The 11718-nt window shown below is 41.8% G+C and carries 11 protein-coding genes and 1 riboswitch; all 11 genes read right to left on the bottom strand.

Annotation, left to right across the window (positions count from 1 at the left end):
• Positions 1-41: 41 nt before the first annotated feature.
• The gene (locus tag WKT11_RS11000) at positions 42-824 is read right to left on the bottom strand and encodes a ZIP family metal transporter (protein WP_118629460.1); all 783 of its coding nucleotides are present in this window, start codon (positions 822-824) and stop codon (positions 42-44) included.
• A gap of 342 nt (positions 825-1166) precedes the next feature.
• The gene (locus tag WKT11_RS10995) at positions 1167-2156 is read right to left on the bottom strand and encodes an AEC family transporter (RefSeq protein ID WP_118411074.1); all 990 of its coding nucleotides are present in this window, start codon (positions 2154-2156) and stop codon (positions 1167-1169) included.
• A gap of 328 nt (positions 2157-2484) precedes the next feature.
• A complete protein-coding gene (locus tag WKT11_RS10990) occupies positions 2485-3120 on the bottom strand; it encodes an ECF transporter S component (protein ID WP_117674282.1) in 636 nt (211 codons plus the stop codon).
• Between the two features lie 186 nt (positions 3121-3306).
• Positions 3307-3445: riboswitch (FMN riboswitch) on the bottom strand.
• A gap of 22 nt (positions 3446-3467) precedes the next feature.
• Positions 3468-3635, bottom strand: coding sequence for a hypothetical protein (locus tag WKT11_RS10985; protein ID WP_178761153.1), 168 nt, complete (start codon positions 3633-3635; stop codon positions 3468-3470).
• 216 nt (positions 3636-3851) lie between these two features.
• Positions 3852-4916, bottom strand: coding sequence for an FUSC family protein (locus WKT11_RS10980; protein ID WP_118136741.1), 1065 nt, complete (start codon positions 4914-4916; stop codon positions 3852-3854).
• A gap of 231 nt (positions 4917-5147) precedes the next feature.
• Positions 5148-5426, bottom strand: coding sequence for a hypothetical protein (locus WKT11_RS10975; RefSeq protein WP_118136743.1), 279 nt, complete (start codon positions 5424-5426; stop codon positions 5148-5150).
• Between the two features lie 192 nt (positions 5427-5618).
• Positions 5619-7292 carry a glycoside hydrolase family 13 protein gene (locus WKT11_RS10970; RefSeq protein ID WP_118136745.1) on the bottom strand — a complete coding sequence of 558 codons (1674 nt, stop codon included), beginning with the start codon at positions 7290-7292 and terminating at the stop codon, positions 5619-5621.
• Positions 7293-7335: 43 nt separating this feature from the next.
• The gene (locus WKT11_RS10965; protein WP_026649842.1) at positions 7336-8178 is read right to left on the bottom strand and encodes a carbohydrate ABC transporter permease; all 843 of its coding nucleotides are present in this window, start codon (positions 8176-8178) and stop codon (positions 7336-7338) included.
• Positions 8175-9062 carry a carbohydrate ABC transporter permease gene (locus tag WKT11_RS10960; protein WP_117674277.1) on the bottom strand — a complete coding sequence of 296 codons (888 nt, stop codon included), beginning with the start codon at positions 9060-9062 and terminating at the stop codon, positions 8175-8177. The genes WKT11_RS10965 and WKT11_RS10960 overlap by 4 nt, the downstream gene beginning before the upstream one ends.
• A 16-nt stretch (positions 9063-9078) precedes the next feature.
• Positions 9079-10353 carry an ABC transporter substrate-binding protein gene (locus tag WKT11_RS10955; protein WP_118136747.1) on the bottom strand — a complete coding sequence of 425 codons (1275 nt, stop codon included), beginning with the start codon at positions 10351-10353 and terminating at the stop codon, positions 9079-9081.
• A 233-nt stretch (positions 10354-10586) separates the two neighbouring features.
• Entirely contained in the window at positions 10587-11594 is a 1008-nt protein-coding gene (locus tag WKT11_RS10950) for a LacI family DNA-binding transcriptional regulator (protein ID WP_118136749.1), read from the bottom strand.
• Positions 11595-11718: the final 124 nt, after the last annotated feature.

Genomic DNA, 11718 nt, shown 5'->3' with positions numbered 1-11718 from the left:
TCAATCGAATATTCGCAATTGAAGCAGAGGGCTTACTTGTATCACCCCAATGCCACATCAAGCACCATCATCAGTGAAAATCCTACTGCGAAGAAAATTGTTCCAATATTGGAATGTTCCCCTGCTGACATTTCGGGGATGAGTTCTTCTACTACTACGTAGAGCATTGCTCCCGCTGCAAAGCTGAGCAGATATGGTAACGCTGGTACAATAAGTCCTGCCGCCAGGATCGTCAGTACCGCACCGATTGGTTCTACGATTCCGGATAACACACCACCTGCAAACGCTCTGCCTTTTCCCATTCCTTCCGAGCGCAATGGCATGGAAATAATCGCGCCTTCCGGGAAATTCTGAATAGCGATTCCAATAGAGAGCGCCATGGCCCCCATCACGGTAATCTTCGTATTTCCGGTCAGATATCCGGCATAGACCACTCCTACCGCCATTCCTTCCGGAATATTGTGTAAAGTTACAGCCAGAACCAGCATAGTAGTTCTCTGAAGTCTGCTCTTTGGACCTTCTGCCTTGTCACTGTTCTGGTGAAGGTGCGGGATCATGTGATCCAGCAAGAGCAAAAAGAGCACTCCAATCCAGAATCCCACTGCTGCCGGGATAAAAGAAAACTTTCCCATGTCTGCAGACTGCTCGATTGATGGAATCAGCAGACTCCACACTGAAGCTGCCACCATGACCCCGGCCGCAAAGCCGGTAAGTGCTCTCTGTACTTGTTCATTCAGATTCCTTTTCATAAAAAATACGCAGGCTGCTCCTGCTGAAGTTCCGATAAAAGGAATCAGGATTCCGTAAAATACATTTATATTCATCTGTCTACTCCTCCTATTCTATTTGTATGCCTAAGATAAGTAATTGTTCCTATTCTCCACCAATCATACAAATAACTCTGATTTGGTTAAATAATAGTGGATGAAAAATCCAGTTTGTTAGTTAGTTTAGTCTAACTCATGTAAGTATATCAGATTTTCTTCCAAATAAAAAGAGCATACAGAACTTTTTTCAAATTCTATATGCCCAAATTTAACCGAATCAAGTAAGTCCCCTGCGGGGGTTGCGAAGAGCAATAAGCAGTTAAAGAATAGACTGCGGGCAGCCGGACTATTTCTTTTCGTAAACTTTGTTTACGCTCATTCATTGTTTTTGCTCCTGTTTCAGATAAACTGCAGCACCCAGTATACAAACGGTAAAGTCACGATTGAACAGACTGTCGTCACCAGGATTCCACCCATGGCATAGTCGCCGTCTGTGCCGTATGTATTTGCCATCATAACTACTGATGACATTACCGGCATAGCGGATGTGAGTGTCATGGTCATACGGATTTCTGCCGATATTGGAAGTAACCCCAGTATCAGATAAAACAGCACCGGAAAAATCAGCATTTTGATTGCGACGATTCCATAATAGTCCAGTTTGCAAATGTATTTTTTTACATCCATACATGCAAAGACTCCGCCAAGATAAATCATTGCCAGAGGTGTTGCTGTTGCTCCGATTTTTGAGAATGCTGTGTTCAGAATCTCCGGTAAGGCAAGACCTACAATAATACAAAATAATGCCAATACGATAGCAACTGTTACCGGGTTAATTAGCTTTTTAAAGTCAAATGTAGAATGCTTTACGGCACCAACATTTTTTCCACATTGTGATGAATTTTTTGAGGTAGTTTCCACTATATCCACTGTCTTCGAAGTTAGCCTTACCCCGACTGTCCACAGCATCAGCTGGTCTATCATGGTAAATACCGAGATATACAGCATTCCTCTTTCCGGAAAGATACTTGTGACAATTGGAATTCCCATAAATCCAATATTTCCAAAAGCGCTCATAGCAGAATAAAGCTGTTGGTGGTCACCTTGCAGGTGCAGTATTTTTCCTGAAAGAAAGCTGAGTCCAAACAAACAGATATACATAAAGAATGCGATTCCGAGAATCGGCAGGGAGTGGAAAAGCATTTCCTTATCCACTCCATTTACCGTATTTGTAAAAATCATAATCGGCAGTGCCAGTTTGATCACAAGTCTGGAAACGACTTCCATATTTTCCCGGTTCAGCACATGTGTCCGGATCAGAATGATGCCTGCCAGAATGTAGATGACAAACATTCCGATCTGGTTAAGAAGAATATTTAATGTACTCATAAGTCAATTCTCCGGAGTGTTTTTGCCTGTCTTGATTTTTAATTTTTCAATATCATGTATCTGTCCCATTGTTGCTATTTCCTTTCTTCTGCATTCGCATTATTTATTTTTCATAAAGGATTCTTCCTTCATTTTTTATAACTTCTACTAACTTTTTTATTTCTATTCTGTCTGTTTTATCTTACCATATTATCATGCCTTTTTTAAGTCTCTCCAACAATTTCGAAGATTGTTTTTCTGTGCTCAGGCATGAAAAACAGCCGCAGATTCTTCATCATACGGCTGATCTTTTCTATTTAATATTCTATCTGTTGTCTGTTTTTATTTCTCAATCCCCTTTAAGAACCACACGGATTCTCTTGTAGATCAGAAATACAACCAGGGATGTCAGTGCATATTTAAATAAGTTGAATGGGAAGATGATCAGTGCTGCAAATGAAAGCAGACTGTTTACAGAGCTGTGTACTGCGCCACCCATTTCGATGAATGCTTCGATTGGCATTCCAAAAGCTTTTCCATAAGCCGGAAGTAAAACAAATGCATTAATAAAGCATGCAACTATTGCTGTCAGAACTGTTCCGACTGCCATTCCTACAACTGCGTGTTTTCTGCTCTTGACGGATTTGTAGCGGTAGATTAATCCTGCCGGAACTGCGAATGTACATCCGAAGATAAAGTTTGCCACGTCACCGACTCCTGCTGTCATAGATCCCTTTGTTACAAGATGCACCAGAATCTTCACCAGCTCGATCAGAACACCTGCAATCGGTCCCATTGCGAAAGAGCCAACCAGTACAGGGATCTCAGAGAAATCCAACTGATAAAATGTCGGTGCCAGGAACGGAAGCGGAAACTCCAGATTCATCAGAATTCCTGCGATAGCGCCAAGCATGGCTATCTGTGTGATAGTCCTTGTCTTACTCCTTGCCATTGCGTTTCCATTTCTTAATACCTGTTCACTCATACTGTTTCTCTCCTTTGAAATTATTCTTTATGGATATAAAGTTTTATTCGCTGCATATCCTGTTTAAAAGAAAATTCCACAAGCTTCTTTACATGGCAAAACTGTCATATCTCATAGAAAATTTCACCACATAAAAAACCCTGGATAAATCATCCAGGGTAATGAGCACGTATGGTAAAAATATCGCGTGTTCTTCTCTCATCCAGACTATACTGTCGGTTCTGGAGTTTCACCAGATCAGCCGCCTAAGCTAAGCGGGTCGCGGACTATAACCGCCGGTAGGGAATCTCAGCTAATGCTGATCACCACAACCCCGAAGAATTTTCTTTTATCTGCGTTTGATTATACTACATAAGTATATTCATTTCAATACAATTTTCAGATTTTTTACCGGAGTGTACATTGTAAGAAGGAGTCGTATTGTCCGTTGGAATCTCATCGGGTGCAAACAGTTCTATTTTATTATCGAATTCTGTATAATTCTCATTTGCGCCAAGTTCTCTTGATTCTATCAAAGTTTCTGTAATGTTCTCTCCTCTCTTTGTAATTCTAAGTCATGCACCACCAGTTCAACTGGTGGTTTGATTATTTTCTTTTTCTTCCTTTTCTATTATAACTTTATTTTTTACTTCTTTTATTCACTGACAGTGTATATTTATCTTTCCCGCAAAAAAAGCAGGAACTGTACTCAACAGTCCTGCTTTTTCATCATCAGAGAAATAGTTTTCCCCTTATGCAGTAATATTCTTTCTTATATAGATCCTCTCTGCAATCTTATCCACTACCTTATTGCAGATCAACGTATAAGCCGCGCCAAACACATTCGCGCCAATACGAAGTGCCACTGCCGCAGGCATTCCGAAAAGTCCTGCTGCGATAGAGAGTGCTCCGAAAGTGTTAAATGCAGTCTGCCATGCATATCCTGCGGAATATCCGACTCCGATTCCACCAATCATTCCGATATACGGATACATGGATTCCGGAAGTGCCAGATACAGGACAATAAAGAGCAGGCATCCTACAATGTTGAACAGCCCTCTGTTGCCGGCTCTGGACGCACAGTCTTCTGTAAATGGCAGGCATACGGACATGCAGGCGATTCCTGCCCACATGGCTCTCGGCAGTCCCAGAAGATTCATAAATAACATAGCACTGGACACAATCAGTGTCAGTTTCAGATACCATCTGCTCCTTGCTGAACGGATGTCAAACTCACGAAACAGGTCAAGGAAAGTTCTTCTATATGGTCTGTTCTTCTGATTTTTGTAAAAAATCGCCATGCAGATCAGCATTCCTATGAAAAGTCCTGCGATGCGTAACGCATATTCCTGCCCGGTCACATCATATCCCAGAAGGAGTAAATAGCCCAGTACAAATGTAGAATGATTATACATGATCACATTGTGGCATCCAAGAATCATCAGAAGCAGAATGCAGACCACATTGACAAGAAATGCGGCAAATGGATGTGGTGCTGCCATATTTGCCAGTCTTGGCCCCGCCATAAGAATTCCAAAGATTCCTGCAATGGAAATCAACCCATGTGTTGTCCTGATTCCGAAGTCCGCCTGTCGCAATACGAGAACCGCCAGCAGAACTGTAACCCCGACTACACTGTTATTGCTTCCTGTGAGTTTACTGTACAGGCTCACCACCGCAACACAGAACGCCATGACCAGATATACTTTGAAGTTATAAATTAATATGTGACGTCTTTTTTCTTTTGGATCCGTTGTGTTCTTAATAAGCTGCTTAGAACCAACGGAACTCAACTGTAGTTCCTGATAAAATGTCATTTCCAAGTCGTCTCCTTTTTTGTAAAATTACGTAAAAATCCAACGTTTTCACAGAATAACAAAACGCCAAATGATTACGTACCTACTATGAATTTTGAAATAGTAACGAGCACTATACCGCAATTTTCCAAAAACGTCAAGAGTCATTTCTCGCACTCCATAAATTTTTTTACTCACTCAAAAGAGGTATTATTCCATACACCGTTCACATTATGTATCATTAATTACCACTTAATACAATCCCATGATCGCCAGCAATGCCGTGATCACTACAAGGCTGCAAAGAATCGTCACGCTGTTCGCACAGCTTGCCATTCCTTCATCTCCTCCACACATTCCTGTGTAGGCAGGTGCAACTGCACTCATAGGAGCAAAGCACAGTAAAACAAGGGTCTGTCTGATTACCAGGTCAAATGGTAATACAAAGAAGAAAAATACTGCACAGACTGCCGCAAAAATGTGTCGGATCACTACCAGTTTAACGATCTCACCCATATATTCTTTGATCAATTACCTCAATCCTTCCCAGACGGCAAATGCTGTGTTAAGCGCTTTAAAGGGTGGTCTGGTGGATGTGCTGATCCTGGACTCCAATCTTGCTGAAGCACTGCTGAAACTTAGTGAAGACATGCCTTCACAGGAGTAATACATACAAAATACCCTTTCGTCATATTATACGAAAGGGTATTTTTTCAGACTATTTTATTTTTTGTAAAGCACAAATGCCTCATATGGATTCAGGATGATTTTCCTGTCAAATACTTTTCTTCCCATGTTCGTAATCAGGCACTGAGCTCCTTCTGTGAATGTTTCCGGAAGTTCCATTTCCGCTTCCTGTGCACTGAAATTACATACTGTGAGCAGCTTCTCTGATTCAAGCTTTCTTATGTAAGCAAAGATCTGGTCATGATCACGGTACAGAGCCTCAAATTCTCCGTATACGATGATATCCATTTCTTTACGCAGACGGATCAGTTTCTGATAATAATGGAAAACAGAGTCCGGATCTTTTAACTGATCTGCCGCATTGATCTGCCGGTAATTTGGGTTTACCTTGATCCATGGTTTCCCTGTAGTGAAACCTGCACCTGCGGAAGTATCCCACTGCATTGGTGTTCTGGCATTATCGCGGCTTCTGAGCATCAGACATTTCATCATATACTCCGGTGTCAGTCTGCCTGTCTCTGTCAGCTCAGTGAAATAATGAAGGCTCTCGATATCACGGTAGTCCTCCAGCTTATCAAAATAAACATTAGTCATTCCAAGCTCTTCACCCTGATAAACATAAGGGGTTCCCTGCATCATATGAAGGCAGGTCGCCAGCATCTTGGCTGAAATATCGCGGTAAGCAGGATTGTCATTTCCGAATCTGGATACACTTCTTGGCTGATCATGGTTTCCAAGGAAAAGGCTGTTCCATGCTTTTCCTGCCAGTTCTTCCTGCCATTTGATCATGATCTTCTTGAACTCTTTGAAATCATACCGTTCTGTGGTCCATTTGCCATAATCACCACCACCGATTTCTATATGCTCAAACTGGAATACCATATTCAGTTCTTCTCTGTCATCACCTGCGTATTTCTGTGCTTCCTCAATGGTAACTCCTGAGGTTTCCCCCACAGTCATCACATCATATTTGGAAAGAACTTCCTGATTCATTTCATGCAGGAATTCGTGGATTCTTGGACCATGAACACTATACGGACCGAAATCGCCATACAATCCGTTATTCATCTCTCCGTCAGGAAATTTCTGATCTTTGGAAATCATGCTGATAACGTCCATACGGAAACCATCGATTCCCTTTTCACACCAGAAGTTCATCATATCATAAACTTCCCGGCGAACCTTCTCGTTCTCCCAGTTCAGATCCGGCTGTTTCTTGGAGAACAGATGAAGATAGTACATATCTGTCTGTGCGTCATATTCCCAGGCTGAACCTCCGAATACTCCGCCCCAGTTATTTGGTTCCTTACCATTCACCGGATTTCTCCAGATATAATAGTCACGGTAAGGATTATCTTTGGATTTACGGCTCTCGACAAACCAGGAATGCTCATCGGAAGTATGGTTTACAACCAGATCCATGAGAATCTTGATTCCTCTTTTGTGCGCTTCTGCAAGGAGAGTTTCATAATCCTCCATTGTTCCGTAATCTTTGTATATCTTTCTGTAATCAGAAATATCATATCCGTTATCATCCTGAGGAGACTCCAGCATAGGAGAAATCCAGAGAACATTCACACCTAACTCCTTCAAATAGTCAAGCTTCTCAATAATTCCTCTGATATCCCCGATTCCGTCTCCATTACTGTCTTTAAAGCTTTTGGGGTAGATCTGGTAAACAACACTTTCTTTCCACCAGGTTTTCTTCATAAACGTAAGCCTCCTGTTTGCATTTCTCAAGTTTATTGATGTGTTATTTTACTGCACCGGCAACAACACCGTTCATGATCCATTTCTGACAGAAGATATATACGATCAGTACAGGTGCCAGTACAAGCAGATAAGAGGCAAATGCCAGATTATAGTCTACAGAGAACTGGCTCTTGAATACATACTGTGCAAGCTGTAAGGTCTGCTGGCTCTCATCACTTAAGAGTACCAGTGGCATACTGAAGTCGTTCCATGTCCACATAAAGGAAAGGATTGCTACTGTTGCTGTAGTTGGTTTTAATACCGGGAAAATGACCCGGCTGAAAATCTGGATGGGGTTGGCACCATCGATCATTGCTGCTTCATCCAGTGCTTCCGGTATCGCCTTGATCGCACCTGTATAAAGGAAAGTATTCATAGGCAGACCGAAGATAATGTACAGAAAAGTAATACCGTAAATATTATCCAGATGGAAGGCATTCGCCTGTACAACCAATGGGAGCATGATTACCTGGAATGGGATAAACATAGCACTGATAAAGTAGTAGTACATAATGGAAAAGAATTTACTCTTTTTCCTGTTTCTGGTTATTGCATATGCTGCAAAAGAGTTTGTGATCAATGTAAAGAACAGGTTGATCACTGTAATAAATGCAGTGTTAAAAAATTTCTGTGGAAAATTTGTCATCACCCAGGCATCTACGAAGTTCTGCAGACGCAGCTTTCTGGGCAGTGCCAGTATGTTATTCATGTCAGACGGATCCTTGATTGCGATCATCAGTGCCATATACAGAGGCAAAAGAATAATCAGCACAATTCCTATAATAAGAAGAATCGTTACAGGCCAGTTGTAACGTTCTTTTACCTTCGCTACACCCTGTTTCATCCTAACTTCTCCTCTCTCTTCTCAAGTATACGCAGCTGTAACACAGAGATCAGCACAACTACAATGAAAAGCACAACTGCATTAGCTGACTGGTAGGCGAACTGTCCTCCGCCGAATCCCTTCTTATAGATCAGGACTGCAATGGAAGTAGTTGCTGTTCCGGGTCCACCATCTGTCATGGCCATGATCTGATCGTAAACCATCAGGTAACCTTTGGCCGAGAGCACCATATTAATGGTAAAGGACGGTGCCAGAAGAGGGAAAGTGATCTTGCTGAACCGCTTGAATCCTGTAGCTCCGTCCAGGTCAGCAGCTTCATATACATCTGTATCAATAGACTGGAGTCCTGCAATATAGATCAATGTATTGAATGCACATCCGATCCACAGAGATACTGCAATGATTCCCCACATCGCATTGTTAGTACCCAGGATATTCACACTGAGAGCCTTGATTCCCAGAGCTTTTCCAAGCTCCGGAACCAGGTTTGCAAAAATATAGTTGAAGATAAATCCCACGATCAGACTTCCCAGCATATACGGCAGGAAATAAAATGCTTTAATGGTATTTTTGAATTTAATCTTTGCATTTAATGCGCATGCGAGCACAAGGCTGATCACATTAACCAGGATCGTAGTGATCACAGCAAATTTAAAGGTGAAAATGTAGGCATTTCCTGTATCTGCATCTACAAACATATGCAGGTAATTACGCAACCCTACGAAATTCCAGTCTCCATATCCTCTCCAGTCAGTAAAGCTGTAGAATACACCTTTCAGGAAAGGAATTGTATGGAAGATGAAAAATAATACTGCAAGAATACCAACATAAATATAGTAAACTTTATTGACAGCAGGTCTTTTACGATTCGCTGCTTTCTTCATAGGCTCATCCCCTCACTTAATCTACATTCGCAACATCATATTTTTCGTCACACTGTTTCAGGAACTGTTCGATGTTTTCCTTATCATCCATTCCATTTGCACGATTTAAACTAAGTTCAGTAAGCAGTACAGACATATTAAATCCTGATGGGTAGTAGTGGTCTTCAAAGTTGGCAACTTTACCATTGCTGATGTCTTCCTGTACACCTGATACTGCTTCATCACTCTGCTCTACACCCTTTAATGCGGAGAATGAGAACTGCTCATCAATATAAGTCTGTACATTTTCTTTTTCCATCATAAAGGAAACAAAATCTTTAGCTGCATCTACATTGGAACTGCTCTTGCTTACGCCCAGAAGCACATCCACACCTGAGGTAACCTTATTCTGGGATTCATCATTGGAAGACGGAATTGCAAACATGTTTATTTTTACATCCGGGTTAGCATTACGGTACTGGCTGATTGCCCAGTTTCCGTTGATGATCATTACAGCGTCACCGTTGGCAAATTTCTTGTTTCCGTCATCATAGCTAAGTCCCATGAAATCATCCTGTGCATAATCAAGAAGTGTCAGATATTTCTCTGTAATCTCCTCATGAGTTCCCACAAATGTTGTCTTGCCTGCTTTGCGGTCATCTGCGAAGCTCTCCGGTGCAAGGTCTGCTGCTATTGAATTCCATGGTGCATTTGCTGTCCATGCATCTTTGTAAGTCATCAGTAATGGCTGCTCACCTGCATCCTGGATTTTCTGAAGAAGATCTATAAACTCATCCCAGGTCTTCGGAACTTCCAGTCCAAGCTCATCGAATTTCTCTGTATTGTAGATGACACCGGAAGCATTTGTAGCAAATGGAACACCATATATTGTCTCTTCTTTGTCCTTATTTACATCGTAAACCATGTCAATATAGGCTTCCTGTACATCCTTGATATAATCCTGATCACCCAGGTCAAGCAGCATACCTGCACCCTCAACCTCAGTGTAGTTGTTATCGCCACCCATTGCTACGATATCAGGCATATCATTCTTTGCCATTCTGGTCTTTAATACAGTTCCTGCATCCGGCGGAGCAGTAACCTTTACTGTCACATCGTCATGGCTTTCATTATATTTGTCTACCAGTTTCTGAATCGTATCCTTGTTCTCAGGTTTTGTGGAAAAAAGTTCCAGTTCTGTTTTACCTGAGCTTTTCGCTGAGGAACCTGCGTCAGACGAACCGCCGCATCCTGTTAATGTGCCGGCAAGCAAAGTACCAATTACCAATGTGCTTATTATTTTTTTATACATTTTTTCTCCTCCATAATTTAATTTTCATTAACTACGAAGGCTGCGCAACCTCTGTTTTCCCTTGGTGACTTTATCATAACGCAGTCTGTCTGTAAAAATCAACAGGTTTCTCGGGAAACTTAAATTTCACACAAAATTCACAATCCATTTTTGTGCATATCATACAATAATCAGTATGTTTTTACACTGTTAACCCAACCGGATAAGTTCTGTAAATTGTAAAAAAGAGCCTGCTATTCTTTCACAGACTCTCTTTTTATCAGCCGCACCGGGCTCTTGATATTCATTTCTTTTAAAGTTTCTCCCTCTATCATCCGGTGCAGACGGCGCAGGGAGATTACGCCCTTCTGGTGGATATCCTGATGAACCGTAGTCAACCTGGGACGGACAAACTCCGCATAAATACTGTCATCATAACCTACTATGGAAATCTGATCCGGAACCTTAATCCCATGATCAAAGAAATAGTTCATAGCCTCAATCGCTCCGTAATCCGAAGAAAACGCCAGTGCCTTTACTTCAAGGAAACGGGGAAGCAGCTCTTCATACCTGCTGAGGCGCTGTCTCTTCTCCCCCGGAACTACGATCAGACGGGATTTGCTGCAGAAACCGCCCTGCTTTTCCATAGCCTGTTTGAATCCGTTCCATCTGCGGGAATCACTGTCCTTATCTGTCTCTGCGATAAACAATGCCCTGTGGTATCCACAGGAATACAGGTATTCTCCAACCTGATATCCACCGGAATAATCGTCAATTCCTACATTCTGGAAGGTGTATTCCCCTTCCGGATATGCATCGATCAATATCATCTTCTTGTTCAGTTTTCTGGACAGCTGTCTGTATCGTTCCTCATCGTATCCCAGAATGATCAGACCCTCAACATTCCACCTGGAAGCCATATCTACTACATCTTCAATTTTTTCCCCGCCGATAAGCATGACGAAATAACCTTTCCGTTCTGCTTCTGTCTGTATGGTTCCGATCAGCTCTCCCACAAAGGAATCCTGCAGAGACTGCATTCCATGGGCAGTGGCAAATCCAAGCACTACTCCGATGATTCTGGAGCCATGACCTGACAACATCACAGATCCCATATGTGGAACATAATTCTGTTCTTTCAGAATACGGGTAATCTTATCTATGGTTTCCTGAGACACTCTCTTGGTATTTCCATTGATTACATTGGAAACCGTAGTCCGGCTCACCCCCGCCATATCTGCAATATCCTGAAGTCTGATCATTTAAACGCCTCCTGCTTTACGATATTTTATAGATTCATACAATAGTGTTAAAGATATCCTTTTCTATAAAATGTTTATACCATATATATGTTTTTAAGTAAACTTCCGTTCTTATATTATTATA

This window comes from Blautia sp. HCN-1074, assembly GCF_037890165.1.
Taxonomy (GTDB): domain Bacteria; phylum Bacillota; class Clostridia; order Lachnospirales; family Lachnospiraceae; genus Blautia_A.
The sequence above is the reverse complement of the archived record's forward strand: the minus strand, read 5'-3'. Positions and strand labels throughout refer to the sequence as shown.